The organism is Streptomyces sp. NPDC107538, assembly GCF_055657445.1.
Genome location: NZ_JBVKAY010000005.1, coordinates 280,201 through 302,697, shown reverse-complemented (window position 1 = coordinate 302,697; position 22,497 = coordinate 280,201). Strand labels below are relative to the sequence as shown.

At 72.4% G+C, this 22,497-nt stretch carries 19 protein-coding genes; 7 read left to right on the top strand and 12 right to left on the bottom strand.

Annotated elements, in window-relative coordinates; genetic code table 11:
- Positions 1-341 precede the first annotated feature (341 nt).
- A complete protein-coding gene (locus tag ACZ7MG_RS19710) occupies positions 342-1,100 on the bottom strand; it encodes a GOLPH3/VPS74 family protein (protein WP_059084037.1) in 759 nt (252 codons plus the stop codon).
- Between the two features lie 952 nt (positions 1,101-2,052).
- Between ACZ7MG_RS19710 and ACZ7MG_RS19705 the strand changes: the two genes are divergently transcribed.
- Positions 2,053-4,668 (top strand): D-alanyl-D-alanine carboxypeptidase, encoded by a 2,616-nt coding sequence (locus ACZ7MG_RS19705; RefSeq protein ID WP_471393615.1) that lies wholly within the window; start codon positions 2,053-2,055, stop codon positions 4,666-4,668.
- Between the two features lie 82 nt (positions 4,669-4,750).
- On the opposite strand, the gene ACZ7MG_RS19700 is transcribed toward ACZ7MG_RS19705, so the two are convergent.
- The 4 genes from ACZ7MG_RS19700 to ACZ7MG_RS19685 form a co-directional block, all read right to left on the bottom strand.
- Complete coding sequence (locus tag ACZ7MG_RS19700; protein WP_471393618.1) at positions 4,751-6,448, bottom strand: hypothetical protein; 1,698 nt, start codon at positions 6,446-6,448, stop codon at positions 4,751-4,753.
- A gap of 275 nt (positions 6,449-6,723) precedes the next feature.
- Positions 6,724-7,632: a MerR family transcriptional regulator gene (locus tag ACZ7MG_RS19695; RefSeq protein ID WP_471393620.1), complete on the bottom strand. Its 909-nt coding sequence runs from the start codon at positions 7,630-7,632 to the stop codon at positions 6,724-6,726.
- A 78-nt stretch (positions 7,633-7,710) separates the two neighbouring features.
- On the bottom strand, positions 7,711-8,217 hold the full coding sequence (locus ACZ7MG_RS19690; protein ID WP_471393622.1) for a glutathione peroxidase: 507 nt from the start codon (positions 8,215-8,217) through the stop codon (positions 7,711-7,713).
- Positions 8,214-9,314 carry an ArsR/SmtB family transcription factor gene (locus ACZ7MG_RS19685; RefSeq protein WP_471393624.1) on the bottom strand — a complete coding sequence of 367 codons (1,101 nt, stop codon included), beginning with the start codon at positions 9,312-9,314 and terminating at the stop codon, positions 8,214-8,216. The genes ACZ7MG_RS19690 and ACZ7MG_RS19685 overlap by 4 nt, the downstream gene beginning before the upstream one ends.
- Positions 9,315-9,404: 90 nt before the next feature.
- On the opposite strand from ACZ7MG_RS19685, the gene ACZ7MG_RS19680 reads away from it, so the two are divergent.
- The 5 genes from ACZ7MG_RS19680 to ACZ7MG_RS19660 all read left to right on the top strand — a co-directional run bounded on the left by ACZ7MG_RS19680 (position 9,405) and on the right by ACZ7MG_RS19660 (position 14,002).
- Positions 9,405-10,598, top strand: a complete 1,194-nt coding sequence (locus ACZ7MG_RS19680; RefSeq protein WP_471393626.1) for an MFS transporter — start codon at positions 9,405-9,407, stop codon at positions 10,596-10,598.
- Between the two features lie 91 nt (positions 10,599-10,689).
- Complete coding sequence (locus ACZ7MG_RS19675) at positions 10,690-11,454, top strand: hypothetical protein (RefSeq protein ID WP_471393629.1); 765 nt, start codon at positions 10,690-10,692, stop codon at positions 11,452-11,454.
- 441 nt (positions 11,455-11,895) lie between these two features.
- A complete protein-coding gene (locus ACZ7MG_RS19670; protein ID WP_471393631.1) occupies positions 11,896-12,183 on the top strand; it encodes a hypothetical protein in 288 nt (95 codons plus the stop codon).
- Entirely contained in the window at positions 12,180-13,121 is a 942-nt protein-coding gene (locus ACZ7MG_RS19665) for a sigma factor-like helix-turn-helix DNA-binding protein (protein WP_471393633.1), read from the top strand. The genes ACZ7MG_RS19670 and ACZ7MG_RS19665 overlap by 4 nt, the downstream gene beginning before the upstream one ends.
- The gene (locus tag ACZ7MG_RS19660) at positions 13,118-14,002 is read left to right on the top strand and encodes a hypothetical protein (protein ID WP_471393635.1); all 885 of its coding nucleotides are present in this window, start codon (positions 13,118-13,120) and stop codon (positions 14,000-14,002) included. The genes ACZ7MG_RS19665 and ACZ7MG_RS19660 overlap by 4 nt, the downstream gene beginning before the upstream one ends.
- A 42-nt stretch (positions 14,003-14,044) precedes the next feature.
- Here ACZ7MG_RS19660 and ACZ7MG_RS19655 read toward each other — a convergent pair whose 3' ends face one another.
- The 6 genes from ACZ7MG_RS19655 to ACZ7MG_RS19630 form a co-directional block, all read right to left on the bottom strand.
- On the bottom strand, positions 14,045-15,124 hold the full coding sequence (locus ACZ7MG_RS19655) for an alpha/beta hydrolase family protein (protein ID WP_471393637.1): 1,080 nt from the start codon (positions 15,122-15,124) through the stop codon (positions 14,045-14,047).
- Positions 15,125-15,222: 98 nt separating this feature from the next.
- A complete protein-coding gene (locus ACZ7MG_RS19650; protein ID WP_471393640.1) occupies positions 15,223-17,385 on the bottom strand; it encodes an ArnT family glycosyltransferase in 2,163 nt (720 codons plus the stop codon).
- The gene (locus tag ACZ7MG_RS19645; RefSeq protein WP_471393642.1) at positions 17,382-18,242 is read right to left on the bottom strand and encodes a glycosyltransferase; all 861 of its coding nucleotides are present in this window, start codon (positions 18,240-18,242) and stop codon (positions 17,382-17,384) included. The genes ACZ7MG_RS19650 and ACZ7MG_RS19645 overlap by 4 nt, the downstream gene beginning before the upstream one ends.
- Before the next feature lie 126 nt (positions 18,243-18,368).
- A complete protein-coding gene (locus ACZ7MG_RS19640) occupies positions 18,369-18,662 on the bottom strand; it encodes a zinc-ribbon domain-containing protein (protein WP_471393645.1) in 294 nt (97 codons plus the stop codon).
- A gap of 51 nt (positions 18,663-18,713) precedes the next feature.
- Positions 18,714-19,412, bottom strand: a complete 699-nt coding sequence (locus ACZ7MG_RS19635; RefSeq protein WP_471393648.1) for a hypothetical protein — start codon at positions 19,410-19,412, stop codon at positions 18,714-18,716.
- A 160-nt stretch (positions 19,413-19,572) separates the two neighbouring features.
- Positions 19,573-20,283, bottom strand: coding sequence for a LysE family translocator (locus ACZ7MG_RS19630; RefSeq protein WP_471393650.1), 711 nt, complete (start codon positions 20,281-20,283; stop codon positions 19,573-19,575).
- 294 nt (positions 20,284-20,577) lie between these two features.
- On the opposite strand from ACZ7MG_RS19630, the gene ACZ7MG_RS19625 reads away from it, so the two are divergent.
- Positions 20,578-21,666, top strand: a complete 1,089-nt coding sequence (locus ACZ7MG_RS19625) for a Clp protease N-terminal domain-containing protein (protein WP_471393653.1) — start codon at positions 20,578-20,580, stop codon at positions 21,664-21,666.
- Between the two features lie 73 nt (positions 21,667-21,739).
- On the opposite strand, the gene ACZ7MG_RS19620 is transcribed toward ACZ7MG_RS19625, so the two are convergent.
- Positions 21,740-22,456: a MerR family transcriptional regulator gene (locus tag ACZ7MG_RS19620; RefSeq protein ID WP_471393655.1), complete on the bottom strand. Its 717-nt coding sequence runs from the start codon at positions 22,454-22,456 to the stop codon at positions 21,740-21,742.
- Positions 22,457-22,497 lie beyond the last annotated feature (41 nt).

Sequence of the window (22,497 nt, the reverse complement as noted above, 5' to 3'; positions counted from 1 at the left end):
GGAGGGGCTACGGGGGGGGGATCCTCCTTTCTCTCCCGGGGGCGAAAAGGGGCGGGCGCGGGGGGCGTGGCTGCCTCCCTTCCCCCCCCCCCACGCCCCGCGCGAACCGGCGGCTCCCGAACCGGGTCCTGGGGTCCCTACGGCGGTCCGGCGCCGGCGGTGCAAGTAGTGCGAGCGAGCGAGCGGTGCGCGTGACGCAGTGGTGCACGTGGTGCGCGTGACGCACGTGGTGCGCGTGACGCACGTGGTGCGGTGGGATGGGGACCCGCGGCTCCGGGGTCCGGCTCCCACCCGCACCTCGATGCGTTGCGCGTGACGCGTGGTGCGTCGCGTGCCGCTGCTCAGTGCGCCACTACGCGGGCCATCGAGCCGCGGCGTGGCTGCATCGGAACGCCGCGTGCGGGTTCCGGTGCGGGTGGCCTGGCGCCGGGGGCGGCCTGACGGCCGGTCGGTGCCGGGCTGCGGCGTGGCTGTGCGGCCACGCCGTTCTGCACGTCCATGACGGCGTGGGCCACCAGGCCACCCATGGGGTCGTGCCGGATCAGGTCCCGCAGCCGGGAGCGGGACGAGCGTCCCTCGTTCCCCGGATACAGGTGCTTGCCGAGGCCGACCGCGTGCGCCAGGGCGGCGAGCGCCGCGGTCCGCGGGTCCGGCGGTACGCCGGTGCGGATCGCGGAGTCCAGTCGGGCACGGATCTCCCGGCTGATCTCGGTCTGACTCGCCTGATAGCGAGTCGTCGGCAGCACTCCGCACATCTGGCCCGCCACGGCATGCACCATGCCGCACCGCTCCAGATGCGAGAGGTAGATCTGGCGCAGCCCCAGTCGGGGCCCGCCTATCCAGTGGACCGCCCGTACGGGAGCGCCACGCCTTCGCAGCAACTCCAACGCGCAGTCCAGAGTCGGATCTCCAGTCGGCCGTGGGGACACCACGGCGATACGATCCCCGTCTGGGGCTATCCGTCCGGCCAGCGCCAGCTCCACTAGCTGCGCTCCGGCCAGACCCAGGTCGAGCGACTGCGGCTGTGCGGTGGTACCCGTGGCCGGGTCCAACGCCAGCAGCAGAAGCTCCTCCGGAAGTGTTCTGCGGCTCCTGCCCATCCATGCCTCCCCGCGTGGATGAAAGACAGGGTGACCCCTCTCACATTGGTCTGTCGAGGGTGCGTGACCGGAATGTAGTGGAACCGGTAGGTATGTCGTTCTCGTCTACCGCAGTGGTTAAGCCCGCACACAGGACACTGGTACATGGTTCGGACAGCGGCGCGGCGCGGTGGCGCGGCGGTGACTAGTGTCCGGGCGGCGGGATTTCACGGATTCTGGAACGCGGATTCTGGATTCACGGTTCGGTTGGGCGCGCGTTCCCAGGACGGGTGGCGCGCGGGAGGAGGCATCGGTGGCGGGCACGTCCCCCGACAGGTCGAAGCGGTACGAGTCGTCGACGGAGTCGACGTCGGGGAGTGGGTCGGCGGTTCCGGACCCCGGAGACACGGCCCCGGCCCCGGCCCGGCCTTCCGCCCCGGACCCACGCCTCTCGATGTCCCGCCCCACCGCCCCGAAGCCCGACCAGGCGACGGCGGTCTTCTCCCGCCGAGCCCTCTTGGAGGCGACGGACCCGGAAGACGCACCGCCGTCCGACACGGAACCGCCCACACGCGACACCGCCGCGCCGCCGGCCCCCCCAACGGCCACGGACGCCGACAGCACTCCGACCGCCCCCGAGACGCACGGCAGCGGTTCGCGCGCCGGTACGGACGACACGGAGCCCTCGACCGGAAGGCCCACGGGTTCGGACGCGGGTGCGGATGCCGCTGGCTCGGACACCGGTTCGGGTGGCGGTGCGGGTTCGGCAGGTAAGGCCACGGGCTCGGAGACGGGTGCACGTGACGCCGGTTCGGGTGGCGGTGCGGGCTCGGCTGGGCAGGACGCGGGTGCGCGTGACGCCGGTTCGGATGCCGCCGGCTCGGGTGGGGGTGCGGGTTCGGCCGGGGACACCGACGGCGGCTCTGCCGAGGCGCGGGCCGATGAGGATGGGCCGGGCGGGGACGGCGACGAGGTGGCCGACCCTGACTCGACGACTGAGACAGAGGGCGGGGAGGCTCGCCGGAGCGACCGGGGTGCCGCAACGTCCAGCAGCGCCGCCTCGGCAGTACGGCCGACCGCGGGCGAGCCGGGGGAGGACGCAAGCCCTGCGGCCGACGGCGCCGAGGCCAGGCGTGCCGCCGACACCCCGGCCGAGGGCGACGCGGGCGCCCAAGACGCTGCCGTTTCGGTCGACGCCGCGCAAGCTGGTGCCACCCGTGGTGAGGGCGACGTTGACGCCCAGGACCCCGACGCCTCCGAAGCCGGTCCGGTCGACGCCGCGCGAGCCGGTGTTACCCGTGGTGAGGGTGACGCTGACGTCCAGGACTCCGACGCCTCCGAAGCCGTTCCGGTCGATGCCGCGCAAGCTGGTGCCACCCGTGGTGAGGGTGACGTTGACGTCCAGGACTCCGACGCCTCCGAAGCCGTTCCGGTCGATGCCGCGCAAGCTGGTGCCACCCGTGGTGAGGGCGGCGCTGGCGCCCGGGACCTCGACACCTCCGAAGCCGCCCCGGTCGATGCCGCGCAGGCCGACGTGGCCGACGCCGCTCGGTCCGATGCCCAGGACGGCACCACCTCCGACGCCGCTCCGGTCGACGCCGCGCAAGCCGCTGCCGAAGCCGCTCGGGTCGATGTTCAGGACGCTGCCGCCGCTGAGGCGGCGCAGGCCGATGTCCAGGACGCAGGCCCCTCCGCCGGTGTCCGGGACGCAGACGGATCCGCCGACGCCCCCTCCGCCGAGCCGAAGGTCGCCGACGTGGCTGATGGCGTCGGTGGGCGGGCCGGGGCGGCAGGTGGTGGACCGGAGGCCGCCGACGAGGGGGAAGCCCCTCAGGGGCCACCCGCGGACGACGACGAAAGCCGCACGGGTGGTGCGGGTGGGGAGTCGGGGGGCGATGGCGGAGCCGAGGCGGGGCGGGGGGTCGATCAGCCGACCGCGATCTTCCGGGCACCCCGGGTACCCGCGGTCGACCAGCCGACCACCATGCTCAAGCTGGGCAGCATCCCGAAGCCCACAGCCGAGCCCGCCGCCGAAGCCAAGGGCGCCGCCGAGGCCAAGGGCGCCGACACATCCGAGGGCACCGGCGGAGCCGAGCGCACCCACGGCGACACGGACCGAGCCGAGGCCGCGGCACCCCCCGCCTCCCCGGCGGAGCCGCCCCCGGCCGAGCGCACCAGCAAATTCGTAGCGCTGAAGTCGCTGGACGAGACCGCCCCGCCCAAGCCCCCGGCGGCCGCGCCCGCCGAGGCGACGCGGGCCCTCCCACAGGTGGGCCCGGAGCGGACGACACAGCAGCCGCTGCCGCCGAAGCCGCCGCTGGACCTGCTGGCGGAGCTGACGAACACCCCACCGCCGCGCCAGACCCCGGTCCGCACGCTCATCCGCCGGGTCAAGATCTGGACCCCCCTGGCGATCCTCCTGGTGATCGTGTTCGCGATCGCACAGGCCGTACGCCCGCTCCCCACCCCCACGCTCACCCTGACCGCCGACGCGTCGTACGCGTTCAAGGGCGACAAGGTCTCCCTCCCGTGGCCCGCCGAGGGCCAGGGCTGGATGGACGTCAACGGCATCGGCACGGTCGACAGCTTCGGCGAGCAGAAGCCCGTGGCCATCGGCTCCGTGGCCAAGGCGATGACCGCGTACGTCATCCTCAAGGAACACCCGATGAAGGCCGGCGCGAAGGGCGCGACCATCCCCGTCGACGCGAAGGCGGAGACCGAGGGCGGCTACGACAAGGACGGCGAGTCCACGCTCAACACCGTCAAGGAGGGCGACCAGCTCACCCAGTACGACGCGATCGCGGCCATCATGATCCCGTCCGCGAACAACATCGCGCGGCTGCTGGCCCGTTGGGACAGCAACGGTTCCGAGGAGGAGTTCGTCAAGAAGATGAACGCCGCCGCCAAGGACCTCGGGATGACGAACACGACGTACACCGACCCGTCCGGTCTGAAGGAGACGACCGTCTCCACCGCCGAGGACCAGGTCAAGCTCGGCAACGAGCTGGTGAAGATGAAGGCCCTGACGGACATCACCAGGCTCCCCGAGTGGAAGGACCCCTCCGGTCTGAAGCACCGGAACTACAACACCCTCGTCCCCTACAACAACGCCATCGGCATCAAGACCGGCTCCACCACGGCCGCCGGCGGCAACCTGCTCTTCGCGGGCACGCAGGAGGTCGGCGGCGAGACGGCGATCGTCGTCGGCGCGGTCCTCGGCCAGCACACGCCGCCGATCATCGACACGGTCAACGCGGTCAGCAAGACCGCCATGATCGCCGCCCAGGACGCACTGACCTCCGACACGATCCTGAAGAAGGGTGACGTCGTCGGGTACGTGGACGACGGGCTCGGCGGACAGACCCCGGTCGTGGTCACGAAGAACGTCTCGGCGGTCGGCTGGGCCGGCAAGACCGTCAAGATCGAACTCGACACGAGCGCGACCATCGCGCACGAGGCGAAGTCCGGTACCGAGGTCGGCAAGCTGATCGTCGGCGAGGGCTCCGGCGAGGGCGTGGAGGTCCCCGTCGCCCTCCAGCAGGACCTCACCGAGCCCGGCTTCCTCACCAAGCTGACCCGCGTGAGCTGACCGCCCACCACCCACGAGCGCCCCTCCCGACCCCACGGCCGGAAGGGGCGCTCGCGTGCGTACGGGTACGGAGTAGGACCTCCTACTCCTCTTCCCCGCCCCCTTGCCGCGCCTTCTCGTCCGCTTCCTTCTCGCACTCCAGGGCCGTCGTCCGGGACGGCCCCCCGTACTGGGAGCTGATGCGGACGTTCCCCGGCTCGTGCACGGTCAGGCGGGTGAACTCGGTGAGGTCGCCGTCGGACTCGCGGTCGGCGGTGAGGCAGCCGTTGTCGGCCCAGAGCCAGGGGGAGTAGGCGACCCGGACGATGACCTCGCCGGCCCTCGGCATGTGGACGACGAGGTTGGCCCCGTCGGCGCTGACCACGGTGGCCGGCTTGTCGACCAGCGGGGTCGCGTTCTTCACCCGGTAGATCTTCCAGTTGGCGTCCTGCCAGACCGGCTCCAGATAGTCCGGCCCGCTGGTCACCAGCGCGTGCTCCAGCTCGGCGGGCCCGTCCGGCTCGCCGTTGACGAGGACCACGAACCCGACCGCCCACTGCGACAGCCACGCCTTGTACGCGGCCGGGGTGAAGGCCCCCTCGGGCACCTCGGTCCCGCCGTGGCCCTCGTAGAAGAGCCGGCCGCGCTCGACGTCGGCCTGCCGGTTCCAGCCGCGGGCCATGTTGATGTACGGCGCGAGGATGGCGGCCTCCCGGTGGTCGCGGGCCGGGACCACCTCGACGCGGGTCTTCCAGGCGCCGAGCCGCTTCAGCTCCTTCACCACCCCGTCGGTCTTCACCGCCCACTCGGGGACCTTGGTGTTGGTGACGATGTCGGCGGTCGTCTTGCCGGTCAGCCAGGTCACGGACAGCACCAGCGCCACCGCGCCGGCCATCACACGCCGCCGGGGCGTGAACCAGGACAGGGGGAGACGGGGCGGGGAGAGACGGTCGTCGGCCGTGCGCGCCTCGCCCCGGTACAGACAGATCGCCAGGGCCGCCGCCGGGCCCGCCAGTTCAAGCAGCCGTTCGACGTTGGTGCCGATGGGGGTGGGGATGAGGTAGCAGAGGACCACGCCGAGCGCGTAGATCGCGGCGCTCAGGCGGAGCACCCGCCAGGCGCTCGGCGCGACCAGCACCACCACCGCGCACAGCACGACCGGCGGCCATATCCGGCTGAACGCCATGGGCTGCTCGCCCTCGAAGGGGAACAGCAGCGTGGTCACGGCCACCACGGTCACCGGCGGCACGAGCAGCGCCGCCGCCCGGCCCCACTCACGGCACAGCAGATACGCGGCGCCGACCACGAGGAGGAACAGCCCGGAGACGGGGCTCCCCAGCGTGGACAGCGTCGCGCACACCGCCGCCACCGCGAGCTGCCGCCCGCCGCGCCCGCTCAGCACCGCCAGCAGGGCGCCCATGGCGAAGGCCGTGCCCAGCATGAACGTGGAGCGCCCCGACACCACCTGGCACCACAGAGAGAACGTCGCCGCCAGCGCGACCGGCACCGGCGCACGTACACCCGTACGAGTGACGACCGCACCGGCCAGCCAGGACGCCGAGAGCCCCGACACCAGCGTCACCGGGACCACACCGCACACCGCCATCAGATACGGCGAGAGCACGCTGTAGTTCGCCGCGTGCAGCCCCCCGTACCAGAACAGGTTGACCGCGGAGTCCGGGTACGTCTTCGCGAACTCCGCCCACGCCACCTGGGCGGCCAGATCGCCGCCGCCGGTCGCGAAGACCGCCCACCACACGAAATACAGCGGCAGGGCGCACAGGGCGGCCGTGAGAGGCACCCGGTGGCGCTGCCGCCACGGCTCGCGCGACGGAGACGGATCGTCTGCGCGCGAGACGGGTCGTCGTGGGGTCAGGTCGGCAAACGCCACTGCGGCTCTTCCGTTCCGTTTCGACTCGTGCGGGCGGGTGTTCCTCGTTTGTTGGTGTAGACGCTAATCACCCGCTGACAGTTGGCCGACAGGAGCCGTACGATCCGCCACGGCCGTAGGGAAACCCCTACGGCCGTGCGCGTGCCTCGTACCTGTACCTGTAGCTGTACGTGTACCTGTACGGCTCAGGATGCGACCGGGAACGCCACGTCGCACACCGGGTCCTCCGGGCCCGCCGCGTCCCAGTCCGCGAAGTAGATCTCCCGGCACGGGCCGGTGACCTCCAGGCCCTGCCCGGCGATCCACCGTTCGACCGCCTCGAACGCCGCGAGGATCTGCGGATGGGCCACCTGCGCCTTGCTGATCCGGGTGTACACGAGCCGTCCCGCCGGCTCCACCCGCACCCTCGTCTCCCAGGCTCGCCCGTGCTCCGCCGCCCACGCCCGCGCGGCGCCCTCGTCCGCCACCGGCACGCACGACTCCGCGGGCCCGTCGCTCTCCATGGACACCTCGGAGTGGTACACGACGAACGGCGCGCCGGTGGTCCCGCCGCAGGCCGCCGCGCCCTCCTCCAGCCGGCCCAGCGACGCCCCGATCCACGCCGGCAGCTCGTCGGCCAGGGTGTGCCGTGACTGGGTCAGCAGCACCTGGGGGGCGACATCGACCGTCTCGACCGTGAACTTCCCGTACGTCTGTTCCATCTCTGCCATGCCTGACTCCGTTCCCGACAACCGTCCACGGAGGTAGGCGACCAGGGTCCGCTGGGACGCGAACCGCTCCTCGGCGCCGGCCCAGTACGCGGCGAGCCGCTCGGCGGCGCGCGCGTCGTCCCGCCCGACCGCGTCCACGACCTCGGCGATCCGCGCGAGAGGCATGTCGAGCTGCCGCAGCAGGGCCACCAGCCGGGCCCGTTCGACCTGCCCGGCCCGGTAGTACCGGTAGCCGTTCACCTCGTCGACGTATGCCGGCGGGAGCAGCCCCAGCCGGTCGTACAGCCGCAGCGCCTTCGCCGACAGCCGCGCGCGGCCTGCGAAGGCCCCGATGGTGAGCAGGTCGTCCGTGTCCTTGGGGTCCACTGGGTCATCCTCCGTCACCGGGCGTCCGCCGCCCGGCAGGAGGGACGGTGCCCCTTGCCCCAGGGGCAAGGTCAACGGCGGCCCTGGCGACGCGTGTCAGCCGATGGCCTTCTCCAGGGCGGCGACCAGCTCCGCCGACTCGGGCTCGGTCTGCGGGGAGAAGCGGGCGACGACCGAGCCGTCACGGCCGATCAGGAACTTCTCGAAGTTCCAGCGGATGTCGCCGGTGTGGCCCTCGGCGTCCGCGTGGCCCACCAGACGCTCGTACAGCGCGTGCCGGCCCTCTCCGTTGACCTCGACCTTCTCCGTCAGCGGGAAGGTGACGCCGTACGTCGCCGAGCAGAACTCCGCGATCTCCTCGGCCGAGCCCGGCTCCTGCCCGAGGAACTGGTTGCACGGCACGCCGAGCACGGTGAAGCCCTGCGCGGCGTAGCGGGCCTGCAGCGCCTCAAGGCCGGTGTACTGCGGGGTGAGACCGCACTTGGAGGCCACGTTCACGACGAGAACGGCCTGGCCGGCGTACTGCGCGAGGTCTGCGGAACCGCCCTTCAGGGCGTCGATCTCGACGTCGAGGACGGAGGGGGTGGCGTTGTCTGTAGTCATAAACGGATGCTATCTCCGGAAGAGTTTTCGCCCCGGCGCCGCCCCTGCCGAGCGCCGCCGCCCTGCCGAGGGCTGGCGGCCCGCACCAGCACCTCCCCCTCCGCCGTCCGCGCGTACAGCACCGAACGGCCCGCCCGGCCGCGCCGGATCAGCCCGGCGTCCAGCAGCACCCGCAGATGCCGGCCGACCGAGCCGAGGGCCTGCCCGGTCACCGCGCACAGCTGTGTCGTGCTCATGGGGGAGTCGAGGAGGACGAGAATCCGGGCCCGGTTGTCACCGAGGAGGGCGCCGAGGGCGGCGGGCACGGCGGTGGCGTCGTAGCCGCCGTGCGCGTCCTCGTTGCCGTCGCGGGCGTCCTCCCCGTCCCCGTCGGCGAGGACACCCGAGCAGGGGTAGACGACGGCGTACCGTTCCCGTTCCCGTCCCCGTTCCCGCTCCTCCCACGCCACCCACCCCGTCCGCTGCGGAGTGACCGGCACGAAGACCAGCCGCGCCCCGGAGATCTCGCGCGGCGGATACTCGTGCAGGTTGACCTGCAGCCGGTTCTCGCCGAGCCACCGCATCCCCGGTCGCATCGCGTCCAGCACCGCCGTCCAGCCGCCCTGCCCGAGCCGCGCGGTCCGGGCGAGCACATCGGCCTCCAGCACCCGTCGCCGCCGCTCCCAGTACGGCCGTACGGTCTCCTCCCACACGTACGTCAGGAGGTCGGCCGCGCGGCCCGGCAGGTCGTCCCGGCGCAGGGTGGCGGGCACGGGGCCGCGCAGGGAGAGGGCGAGGTGGGCGCGGGCGGCGGCGGGATCGGCGCCCCGGACACGGGCGGCTCCGGCGGCGAAGGTCTCGTCCTCGCGGGGCGTCGGCGTCAGGAAGTCGGCGATCCACTCCTTCCCGAGCCCCGCGCGGATCAGCAGGCCGGTGACGGGGTCCCGTGCCAACTCGCGGCGGTACGCGGGCAGATGGGCCCGCAGCCAGGCCCGTTCCCCAGGGTGCGCGCCCGCCCCGGCGTGCAGCATCTTCAGACTCGCGAACGTCTCCGCGAGCGGCGACACGACGAACCGGCTCCCGGCGAGGGTGTCCGCGTTGACCTGCCACCAGCCCATGCGGACACCTCCTGCTCCCCGCTCCGGTGGAGCTTTCGCGCGTGCGCGAAACATTACGGCGGACGTGGGGCGGACCGGAGGGTCTTGTCCATGCGCAGCTACCAAGCCCTGTTCCACACACGGGAGTTCACTCCCCTCTTCCTCTCCTCCGCCCTCCAGGTCGCCGCCGCCACGATCGGCGGCCTCGCCCTCGGCACCTCCGTCTACGCGGCGACCGGCTCCCCGCTCCTGTCCGCCCTCAGCATGTTCGGCCCGTCCCTGGCCCAGGTGGCCGGCGCGACGACCCTGCTCTCGGCGGCGGACCGGCTGCCGCCGAGGGCGACGCTGACGGGTCTGGCCGTCTCCTGCGCGGTGAGCACGGCGGTGCTCGCGCTCCCCGGGCTGCCGCTGTGGGCGGTCTTCGCGGTGATCGCGGCGCAGGGCCTGGTCGCCTCCCTGGGCGGCGGGGTCCGCTGGGGCCTGCTGAACGAGATCCTCCCGAAGGACGGCTATCTGCTCGGCCGTTCGGTGTTCAACATGCTGCACGGGCTCACCCAGATCGCCGGGTACGCGACCGGCGGCGCCCTGGTGGTGTGGCTGTCCCCGGCGGTCACGCTGCTGGTGGCGGCGGGCCTGTACACGGCGGCGGTCCTCTGCACGGCCCTGGGCCTGACGCGCCGCGCCCCGCGCACCGGCGGCCGTCCGTCCGTCGCCGAGACCTGGCGCACGAACGCCCTCCTGTGGTCGTCGCCCCCGCGCCGCCGCCTCTACCTCGGCCTGTGGATCCCCAACGGTCTGGTCGTCGGCTGCGAGTCCCTGTTCGTCGCGTACGCCCCCGACCGCGCGGGCTTCCTCTTCGCCTGCGCGGCCCTGGGCATGCTGATCGGCGACGTGGCGGTGGGCCGCCTCCTGCCACCCGCCACCCGCGACCGCCTGGCCACCCCTCTCCTCCTGCTCCTGGCCGGCCCGTACCTCCTCTTCGCCCTCCACCCGCCGACCCCGCTCGCGGCGGCCTGCGCCACCCTCGCCTCCGTCGGCTTCGGCGCGAGCCTGATCCAACAGCACCACCTCCTCACCCACACCCCACCCGAACTCACCGGCCACGCCCTGGGCCTGCACTCGTCAGGCATGCTCACCCTCCAGGGCCTGAGCGCGGCCCTGGCGGGCGGAGTGGCCCAACTGACCTCACCCGGCATGGCGATGACGGCGATGGCGGCGGCGTCGGTGGCGATGACGGTGGCGTTGTGGGCGGCGGGACGGAAGGAGAGAGCGGCGGGGCTGGTGCGGGTGGCGCGTGCGTCCTGACGGCACGCGGGGGCGCGCACGACAGGTGTAATCCCTGGTGGCCGACAGGCCGACAGGTCGGTGGGTGGTCGGGCCGGGCAGACTCTGCGGGATGGACAACTATCGACCGGCGGACGGGTACCGACCGATGGACCAGTACCGACCGGTGGACCGGGACCCCGCTCCCGAACGGTACGGACGCCTGCGCGTGCAGACCGCCGACCTCGGTCCGGCCCGCTGGCTCACCGAGCGTGCCCCGGGGTACGGCGACTTCGGGACGGTGGCGGGCGTGGCCGCGCCCGGATTCGACGCGTACGCCCGCGTTCTGCACCCCGCCTCGCTGAGCGAGCGGCCGGTGCGGTGGGCGACGGTGGCCGCCGCCCACGGGCGCGAGGTGGCACCGGGCACGGACTGGCACGAACTGATCGGGATGGAGCGCGACTACCAGAACGCTTCCGAGTACGGCCTGCCGGGCGTCTGGGACGAGCACCCGGCGGAAGGCCCGACTCCGCCCGCCGTCGCCCTGGCCCTGATCCCCGTCCTGGCCAGGCACACGCGGACGCCCGAGCGCTGCTGGTTCGGCCTGTGGAACGGCTACGGGCGGTGGGACTTCGACGGAGTTCCCTCCTTCGAGACGCCCGGACGGGACGAGGTGCTCCTCGCCGGACCGCTGGCCGACGCCGTTTCGCCGCTGTCCCTGGACGAGTTCGCCGAACTGCCCGACCTCTGGTGGCCACAGGACCGCGCCTGGTGCCTGGGCGGCGACGTGGACTTGGTGAGCACGTACGTCGGCGGATCCCGGCCCCTGATCGCCGACCTCCTGGCCGCGCCCGATCTGGAGGCCCATCCGGTGAAACCCGGCGACACGGTCGGCTGACACCGACACCGACACCGACACCCACCCCGCACCCGCCCGGCACCACCCCGTACCGTCCCGCTCCCCTCCCGCCCTGGACGGACGCGGCGGGAGGGGAGAGGGGTCGCCCCTTCTCGATCGGCACGAAGGGGCACGGCTTCCCGGACGGGAAGGTTCCGGCGCTCGGGGCGCCTGGCTTTCCATCATGCGTGCTGTCGGCAGGGGCGCCCGGGGATGGGGGAACTTCGCCCCGAAAGCCTGCACCGGCACGGGTTTCGGGGCCGATGTGCGCTTGGGGGCGGTACCTTGCGCGCTGTCGTACGGCGGCCGCATTGTTCCGCGATTCCCGGAGGGCATGGCGTGCGGGAGGCCGGGCCCACCATGCTGACGTCCGGCTCCCCGATGACGCGCCGGCACCGCCGAGGGGGCCTCTCGGACGTACGTATGTCTCGGAAGGTACCGATGTCCAGAAGGCAAGTCTTATCCGTCATCGTGTTGTTGACGGTCCTCGGGTGGAGCGTGGTGCTCGTCTCCGTCGGCGAGACGGCCGCTGCCGCCGCCGCGGTCCCCGCGCTCGTCCTGAGCGCGGAACAGGTCGTCACCTCGATGACCACCGGTACGGCACGGGTACCCGCGCCGGGCGACGGCGAACGGCCGCGCGTACCGGACACGGCTACCTCGGCTGGCTCGACGGACGCGGCGGACTCGGCTCACACGGCTGACGCGGCTGACGAGGGGCGCGCCGGGTGACCCCGCCGTCCCTGTCGCGGCGGCCCGGTGGGGGCGCGCCGACGGGCCGGCCGGGCCGGAAGCTGGGGCCGATAGCCGAGGGTGTGGGCCGGGCCCACCGGGCCTGGCTGGAGCCCCTGCGTCTGCGGTTCCTGGCCAGCGGTCTGACGATCGGCGAGCTGAGCGACCGGTCGGGCTGGGCCAAGTCGAAGATCTCCGAACTGCTGCGCGGCACGGGCCGTTACCCGCGCTGGGAGATCACCTACGGCCTCCTGGACGTCCTCGACGTACCCACCTGGCCGATGCGGCGGCTGTGGATGGCCGCCGCGCTGGAGGCGCAGAAGAAGCCGGACTGGATAGAGGGCTGCATCCAGAGCCGCCCCCACCCCCCTCTCCGGGACCAGCACCCCGGGGCGGCCCTGTGGACCGGCCCGGCCGTCCCCCCGCTGGAGCACCGGGCGTTCACCGAACTCAACCGCGCCGCCTATCTCTCCTACGCCCGGCTCTTCGTGAGCGAGGAGGAGGCGCGCGAGGTGGTCGCGGAGACGTTCGACGTGCTGTGGTTCCGCTGGGACGAGGCGCTGGCCAGCGCCGACGTGGTGCCGTTCGCGTGGTCGGTGCTGCGCGGGAGTGTGATGGCCCGCGCCCACCACACGGACGGCTGCCCCGAACTCGCCCGCACCGCCTTCGACACGGTCGCCCTCAGCCTGCTGTCGACCCCCGCGGCGCGCTTCGCGCAGATCGAGGAGTCGATGGGCCTGTTCCAGGCCATCAGCCGACTGCCCGCCCACCAGCTGGACGTCATGGTCCTCACCTATCTGCGCGGCATGGACCACGCCGCCGTGGCCGACGTCCTGGGCGTCCCGATCGCCTCGGTCCACACGGCCGACCGCTACGCCCGCAAGACGCTGAGCGCAGCTCTCCACCCCCAGAACGACCTGGGAGAGACCCCGGAATGATGCCCACCCCGACGTCCCCGATGCCCCCGGCGTCCCCGATGGACGCCCTCCTGGCCCGTGCCCTGCTGCGGGAGGAGCCGTACGTTCCGCACGACGTGGTCCCCGGCGCCCGCTGCCCCGAGGCCCTGCTGCCGTTCCCCCGCGCCCACGACCGTACGAGCACGATGGCGGCCCGCGATCTGCGCACCCTGTGCGAGACCGTCCTCGCCCACACCACCTCCGAGTCGCTCCAGGACTTCGTCACCGAGCATCTGCCGGAACCGCCGGGTGCCCGCGTCCTCGGCTGCATCCTCCAGCTCGCCGACGCCGAGGACGGCGCCCGCTCCTGGTGGCAGTACGCGGCCGGCGCGGGCGACGACCTCGCCTCGTACTGCCTCTACCTCCACCACCTGATCCTCGGCGACACGGACGCGGCGACCTGGTGGCGCGCCCAGACCGACATCGCCACCGGCCCGCCCCCCGAACCCTTGATGACCACCCCGCCCGCCGAACCCCTGATGACCACCCAGACCGCCGAACCCCTGCGGGCCACCTCGGCCCCGGGCGCTCTGACACCCGCCCCGGACCCGGGCATCCCCACCGCGTACGACGCCAGCTTCCCCACGGTCCTGCGCGCCCTCTCCCACCTCGACCGCGCCGCGCCGCCCCGCCGCACCGAACTCGTCGACGCGGTGATGCACTACGTCCCCGGAGCCGTCGCGCTCGGCTACGTCGACAACCCCGACTTCGAACTCCCGCTTCCCGGCCCCGACTTCGCCGAACACATCGGCATCCTCATGGCCGCCACCGCTTCCTCCGCCGCATCCTGGATGACCCCGCCCCCCCTCCACCCCACCTCCCCACGCCTGCCCCGCCGCCCCCGGGAGCCCTCGGACGGCTGATGTCCAGCGGAAGGGTTCAACTGAGGCGTTCAGCGGAGGTGTTCAGCGCAGGTGTTCGTCGAAGAAGGCCGTCGTGCGGCGCATCGAGGTGGGCCACTGCGGGCCGAACGTGTGCCCCTCGCCGGGGTACTTGATCAGGCGGACGTCCTTGCCGGCGGCCTCGAAATCGGCGGCGGTACGTTCCGACCAGGCGGGCGGGCAGGTGTCGTCGGCCGCGCCGTGGTGGATGAGGAGGGGCTCGGTGACCCGGTCGACGTAGGTGAGGGGCGAGACCTCGCGCCAGAAGGCCGGGTTCGACTCGGGGGTGCCGTGCGCGGCCTCGATCTCCGCGACGATCGGGTCGCCCTCGGGGCGCTGGAAGTGGTCGATGTTCTCGGCCGGGCGGGAACTCACCGGCGCGAACACCACGGCCGCGTCGAACAGCCCCGGCGCCACCACCAGGGTGTTGTAGACGACCCCGCCGCCCATCGACCGGCCCAGCAGACCGATCCGGTCGCCGTCGATCTCCGGGCGCCCGGAGTCGCGCAGCGCCAGGGCCGCGCCGATGACGTCCTCGGTGTAGCCGAGGCGGAGGTTCACGTCGTTGTCGGGATCGTCGTCGGAGCCCGCGTGATTGCGGTAGTCGGTGTGCAGGACGACATACCCCTCGCGGGCCAGCAGCTCCTGCTCCCGGGCCAGCCCGCGCCCGGTGGTGTAGACCGCCGGGTCGATGTAGCCGTGCGCCAGCACCAGCGCCGGGAAGGGGCCCTCGCCCTCGGGGATGTTCATGATCCCCGAGATGGTCAGCCCATCGGCCTCGTACGTCACCGCGTAGCTCGTGTACGCGGCCGTACGCGCCAGCACGGCCCCCAGGCGCAGGTCGGACCCGGTGTGCGGGCGGGCGATCAGGCCGGGGATCGAGACCGGGTGCACGGGGCTGGGGGTCGGGGACGCCTCCGGGCGCGTGGGGCTTTCCGCCGCGCTCCGGCTCACGCCCGGGGGCGCGGTGGGGGTGGCGTCCCGGTCCCTGCCCCCGTCCCTGTCCCCGCCTCCGCCTCCGGTGCAGCCGGTCACGGCCATCAGCACCGCCACCAGCACCCCTACGGGCCCGGCGGCGACACGGACTCTGCCTCGCGACCGCATGGGGCCAGTATCCCCCTCCAGATGAAAAGGGGCTGGCCACCGGAGGGGGATCCGGTGGCCGGCCCTGGGGGAGCGAGGGGAGAGGGAGAGGTCGGTGATCAGCTGACGTCCGACGCGTCCAGCCGGTACAGCCCGCTGTCGCTGTAGTCGCTCACGGCGCTGCCGTTCTCCTTGACCCACTCGGCGATCTCGGAGGCCGCGCTGTTACTGCCGCCCTGGCCGCTGTCGCCGACGACGATGTAGTGGAGCTTGCCCGCCTTCACCAGTTCCTTGAGCTTGGCGAGGGTCATGGCCTCGTCGCTGCCGGACCAGCCACCCATGGAGATCACGGGCTGACCGGACTCCAGGATGATCGAGGAGGCCGTCTGGTCGGTGGCCACCGCCACCAGCCAGGTCGCACCGTCCTGGTTCTTCTTCAGATACGTGATCATCTCGGACGAGACCTGGGAGCCGCCGCCCATGCCGCCCCGGCCGGCCGAGGCGGAGCCGCTGGAGCCGCTGGACGCGCTGGAGTCGGTGGAACTGGAGGCCGAACCGGAGTTGCTGGAGCCGGAGTTGCTGGAACCAGCGTTGCCGGAACCGGAGTTGCTCGTACCCCCCGGCGCGCTGCCGCTGGACGCGTTCCCGCTAGGCGCGCCCCCGCTCGGCCGCTGACCGCCGCCGCCCATACCGCCGCCCCCGCCCATGCCACCCCCGGTGTTGGGCCCGGCCGTCGGATTGGTGCCGTTGCTGCTCGCCGTCGTGGCCGCCGACACCGCGTACGCGGAGGGCCCGGCCAGCAGCGCGACGACCGCCGCGATCGACGCCAGCCCGACCAGCCGGCGGCGCCGCGTGAACCGTCCGACGAGCAGCCCGATCACGGCGACCGCCCCGGCGACCCCGGCCACCACCTGGGCGACCGTGTAGAGCGTCCCGGACCCGGAGACCCGCTGGAGCAGCACCACCGCCCAGACCGCGCTGACCGCGACCGCCAGCGGCAGCACCCACCCCCACTTCACGACCGACCCCTCCTTGAAGGCGCCGTACAGCATGACCCCGCCCGCACCGGCGAGGGCCGCGATTCCGGGGGCCATGGCGGTGACGTAGTACGGGTGGAAGGTGCCCTCGGCGAGCGCGAAGGTCAGGTAGTGCAGGACGAACCAGCCGCCCCAGAGCAGCAGGGCCGCGCGCTTGGCGTCCGTACGAGGGGCGCGCCCCCGCAGCACCAGGCCGCCGACCAGCGCGATGACGGCGAACGGGATCAGCCAGGAGATCTGGCCGCCCATGATCTCGTTGAACATCCGGTAGAGGCTCGCCTCGCCGCCGAAGCTCGCCCCGTTGCCCTGCGAACCCACCGACGCACTGGCGCCGAAGATCCGGCCGAAGCCGTTGTAGCCGATGACCAGGTCCCAGACCGTGTTGTCGGTCGAACCGCCGATGTACGGGCGGGAGGAGGCGGGGATCAGATCGACGACCACCATCCACCAGGCGCTCGACACGACCAGCGCGACCGTGCCGACGGCCAGGTTGCGGATGCGGCGGCCGAGCGAGGCGTTCGCCGCCCAGAGGTAGACCAGGAAGAAGACCGGCAGGACGACGTACGCCTGCATCATCTTCGTGTTGAAGGCGAACCCGATCGCCACGCCGGACCAGACGAGGGGCATCAGCCGCCCGGTGCGTACGGCTTTCATGAGCGCCGCGGCACCGAGCAGCATCAGGAACACGAGGACCGGGTCGGGGTTGGTGTCCCGGGTGATGGCGACCGTGATCGGGGTCAGGGTGAGCGCGAGCGCGGCGATCGTGCCCGCGACGGCCCCGAAGTCCCGTTTGACCATGCGGTACAGCAGCGCCACGGACCCGACACCCAGCGCCACCATCGGCAGCATCATCTGCCAGGTGCCGTAGCCGAAGACCCGGGCCGACAGGCCCATCACCCACAGCGCGAACGGCGGCTTGTCGACGGTGATGAAGCTGCCCGCGTCCAACGCGCCGAAGAAGAACGCCTTCCAGCTCCGCGTGCCGCTGTAGACGGCCGCGTTGTAGAAGGTGTTGCCGGTGATCGAGGACAGGTTCCAGGCGTACAGCGCCGTGGCCAGGACGAGGATCGCCCACAGGGCCGGGCGCGCCCAGCGGGGGTCGTCCGGGGCGCCGGTGAGCAGCCGGCGGGCCCGGACGGCGAGACCGCCACCGGCTCCGGCGGCTCCGGCCGCCGGTATCGACGGGGCCCGGTGACGGGGGCCGTTGTCCCGCCCGGTGGCGGGCGGCGGGGCGAGGGTCGTCATGACGCGTACTCCATGTCCTTGATGCCCTGGGGGAGGGTGGCGATGGTGGTGGCGGCGGCGGGCGGGGCCGGTGTCCAGGAACGGCGGGCCCGGCGCGGTACGCCCGCCACCCGCACCCGGCGTGCGACGGTCGCCCGGAGCATCCGGCCCATGCCCTTGAGGTCGTCGACGGCGGTGCGGACGATGTCGACGCGGCTGTCGGGATCGTCGGTCCAGTCGACGGGGACCTCGTGGATGCGGAGCCCGTTGCGCTGGGCCAGCACGAGGAGTTCGGTGTCGAAGAACCAGGCGGTGTCCTCGATGTGCGGGGCGAGCGCGCGGAAGACGTCGGCGCGTACCGCCTTGAAACCGCACTGCGCGTCGGAGAAGCGCGCGGCGAGGCCGAGCCTCAGCAGCAGGTTGTAGGAGCGGGAGACGAACTCACGCCTGGGGCCGCGGACGACCTCGGCCTGCCGGTGCAGCCGGCTGCCGATCGCGAGGTCGCTGTGGCCGGAGAGCAGGGGCGCGACCAGCGGCAGAAAGCCTTCGAGGCCGGTGGACAGATCGACGTCCATATAGGCGACGACGTCCGCGGTGGACCGGCTCCACACGTGGTTGAGCGCGCGCCCCCGCCCCTTCCTCTCCAGCCGGACCGCGTGGACGTGGGGGAGTCGTTCGGCGAGGGCGCGGGCCGACTCCCAGGTGGCGTCCGTGCTCGCGTTGTCGGCGATCGTGATCCGGAACGGGAACGGGAAGGACGCTTCGAGGTATGCGTGGAGGCGGCCGATGCTGCCGGCGAGGACGTGCGCCTCGTTGTGGACCGGCACCACGATCTCGACCGAGCGCTGCCGGACGCCTCCCGCGTTCATTTCGTTCATGGCAGCGACTGTCGAGGCCGCTTCTGGGGCGACGCTGAGCGAGTACTGAGGGAAGAATGAGAATCAGCGAACTCACAGCTTCCCCACAGCGGGAGGGCTCAGCCCGTTCTCATGACCGTTACGGCCTCATGACTGGTACGGCTGCTGCTGCGGCTGGCCGTGGGACTGGCCCCCGTGAGCGCCGGCGTTCTGCTGCTGGAGCCGTTCGGCCTGCTCGGCGTCGATCTTCTGCTCGGCGCCGCAGAAGGTGCACTGTGTCTGGTACTTGGTCGAGATCGGGATCAGCGGCACGAAGAACAGCGTGAACTTCGTGACCCGCTTCCTGAGCGTGTGAGCGGCGGGGTTCCCGCACTGCCCGCACACCAGCGTCAGTATCGCGAGCTGGTACAGGTATCCCTTGGTGCCGAAGATGATGAACATCTGATCCTTCCCGGGGCCTATCGACGCACTGCCCTCAAGTGTGCCCGTCTCCTACTTCTTCACCTCACCGGCGAAGACCGCTTCCTCGGAGTCGTAGTCGGGCGAGACCTCGACCTGGAGGAACGTTTCATCCTTGGGAAGTTCGCAGGCCCACGGAACGGTGAGGGAGCGTCCCGCGAGGATACGGGTCTCGGGGAGCCCGTCGAGCCCGTCGTCATAGATCGCCTCGCCCTCCTTCCCCTCGTCGCCGTAGACGCAGGCCACGGTCATCTCGTTGGCGTCGACCGTGGCACCGGACCCGTTGACGATCTTGATCGCGAACTTCGCGTACGGCGTGTTCTCGGGCGCCGCGTAGTCGCTGGAGACCCCGCGCTTGAACCCGGAGAGCGTGACCTCGACCTTGCTTTCGTAGATCACCGTGTCGTCGAGCGCGAAGACCCCGTCGTCACCGCCCTGGTCGCCCTCGCCGCTCTCGTCGCTGTCGTCGGCGGTGGTGTCGGCGTCCTCGGCCGCGACCGTCTTGGTGACGGTGACCGTCGGCGCGGGGAAGGCCGTCCCGTCGCCGTCGTTCGTCACCACGACGCCCGTCCCGATCACACTCGCGACGACGGCGACGGCACAGCCGACGATGACCAGATTCGTCCGGTTCCCGCCCGGCGGCTTCGGCGGCTGAGGCGGTACCGGCGGCCCGTAGCCCGGCATGGGCGGTGGCGACGGTGGCGGTGGTGGTGGCGTGATGTCGTGGCTCATGGTCCCCCCCACGATGGTGCAGTTGAAGGACGAATCATCGCGTACGTGAGCGATTTTGAGGAGGGTGTGTGGCTGGATCGTGACGGTGGGATGGAGGGCGTCACGTGGGTACGGCGGGGCGAACAGCTCGGTCAGGGGGCGGTCAGGGGGGCGGTCAGGGTCAGGGCTGGGCGGTGGTGGCGACCTTGACGCCGAAGCCGATCAGGACGACCCCGGTCACCCGGTCCATGGCTCGCCGCACCGCGGGCCGCTCGAAGAAGCCGCGGGCCTTGGCGAGCAGCATCACGTAGCCACCGAGCCAGACGAGGGTGAGCGCGGCGTGCAGCAGGACCAGGAGCGCCATTCCGGCCTGGGGAGCCAGGCCGGTCGGGGCGAGTGTGGGCAGCAGGCCGGTGTAGAAGACGGCGATCTTGGGATTGAAGGCGTTGGTGACCAGCCCGGTCCGCCAGGGGTTCCCGGCTGGGGCTGGGGCTGGGGCTGGGGCTGGGGCTGGGGCCGGGGCCGGGGCGGACGCGGAGGTGGTCGCGGAGGTGGATGTGGACGCGGCCGCCGATGCGCCCTTCCCACCCTCACCCGCGCGCCTGCGCAGCCCGCCGCTGCGCAGCGACTGCACGCCGAGCGCGACGAGGTACACGGCTCCCGCCAGCTTGACGACGGTGTAGGCCGTGGCGGACGCCGCGAGCACGGCCGCGAGTCCGGCCACCGTGAGCACGCCCCAGAGAAGCAGCCCGGCCGCTATCCCACCGACGGTCCGCACCCCGTCCCGCCACCCCCCGACAACCGCCCGCTTCGTCACCACAGCCATGTCGGGCCCCGGAACCACCGTCAGTACGGCCAGCACACCGACCGCGGCAAGAATCTCTACGAACATGCCCCCATCCTCGCGCCACCGGACCACCCGCCGACCATCCCCGCCTCGTCAGGCCCCCCGCCGACCGTCCGCACGCGGCCGTGACACCGAACCGAACCGAACCGGACCGGACCGGACCGGACCGGACCGGACCGGGCCGGACCCTCCTCCTGCGGCTCGAAGCCCGGCCGGGCCGCATGCAACCTGAGAGGCAGAAGCAGTTCCCTCTCCGGAGCGATGCGGTCTACGCCCCTGCTCCGGAAGGCTGTCCATCAGAACCGGAACCGGCAGGCAGGCAGAGGGAAGGAAGCCCACATGGAAGCGATCAAGGAGCCCGACTGGAACGCCATGGGCATCCTGGGCGCCGCCCGGGGCGCGCGGACGGCCGACGACGGTGCCATCGGCACGGAGCACCTGCTGACCGGCATCACCACGTCCAAGGGAGCCGCGCGCGAGGCGCTGGACCATGAAGGGGCGACCCGCACCGTGCTGTTGGCGGTGTTACGGGAGAGGAAGGACCGGAATACCGAGTGGGGCGGCGACGACGACGCCGAGGCGAGCGTCGGCCACCGGGAGGTCCTGGGGGAGGACGGCAGCGACCGCTTCACGGGCGCCGCGGCCAGGTCGCTGACCGCCGCGATGCGACAGGCACACCAGGACGGGGCGAAGAAGTTCGGCGCGGTGCATCTTCTGCGCGCGCTGCTGGCCGAGGACAACCGCGCGGTGGACCTGCTGGCGGCCTGCGGCATCACACCCCAGGACATACGGGCCCACCTCGACGCGGGCCCGGCCGGCTCCGCCGACTCCGCCACCCGGGACGCACAGGGCACCCAGGTCGCCCAGGTGGCCCGCGAGGAAGGCCTGCCCCCTCTCCTGCACCCCACCCGCGACATACTCCTCGGCCGCACCCACTACCGCCACCTGTCCTTCTGGAAGCGATGGGTGGTGAAGGCCTCCGGGGTCAACTGGGCGTCGCGACCGACACTGTGGGCCACCCTGGAGACCCATGAGCAGGCCCGCCGCCTCGGCGACCGCACAGCCGGCACGGAACACCTCCTCCTGGCGATCCTGGCCACCCACGAGGTCGCGCTCCGCTACCCGCACCTCGCACGCGAGAACGCCCCCACCCCCGACCTCCGCTACACGGGCGGCGAACGCCTGACCCGCCTGGGCCTCGACCACGCCACGGTCCACCAGGCCCTGACCACCGCCCGCATCCCCCTGACCCCCGACGCCCGCCCCCTCAAGCAGTACCTCGACGCGGCCACGACCCCACCCACGACCACCCCCGCCGACGAACCCTGGCCCGACCCGGGCACCGGCCCCCTCCTCGAAACCCTCCTGACCGAACAGACCCGAGCCCGCCAACTGATCGAGACCCTGACCACGCCCCCCAACCCCTGACCGGACCCACCTGACGGAGCCCGCCCCCGCTGGGCAAACCCCGATGACGGCCCGCCGGCCCACGACCCGACCACTAGCCCGTGCCAGTGCCCACGCCCATGCCGCTGTTCTTGTCGCTGTCGCTGTCGCTGTCGCTGTCGCTGCCGACGGTCGCGCCCTGCCCGAACAACTTCGCCGACGCGTCCACGTGCGCGAGGCGGCGCATCGCGTCGAACACCGCCGCGCCGAGGACGGTACCGATCACCACGCTCTCCACCAGGTCGTCGACCGCGACCCGGCGATCCACATAGTCCAGGTCGGCGCGGGCGACCACCTCGGCGGCGTCCGCGTAGTCGTCCAGCAGTTCCCTGAACGCCCCGTGCCCGACCTGCTCCATGGCGGCCAGGGCCCGCCTGAGATCCCCGGCGGCCTGGCACGACTCGCGCACGCGCCAGCCCCGCCGCCCGATCAACTCAGCCACGGCGGCGCTCGCGACCGCCGACTCCGCCGACTCCGCGTCCTCGTCATCGCCCGGCGCCACGCCGAGCCGGTCCGCCGCCGCACCGAGCACCTTGTGCACCGGGCGCTCCGGGTCGTCGACCGCGCCGAGGACCTCCGCGATCGCCGCCACCTTCAGGCCCCCCACATCGAGCAGCGCGCGGATCAGCCGCAGCCGACGCTCATGACTCTCGTCGTAGGTCGCCTGGTTGCGGCTGGTCAGCTCGCCGGCCGGAAGGAGCCCCTCACGGACGTAGTACTTGATCGTCGGCACCGGCACCCCGGTACTGCGACTCAACTCGCTGATACGCACGCCCTGTTCACTCCTCGTCCCACTGTCCCGCGCTTGCCAAC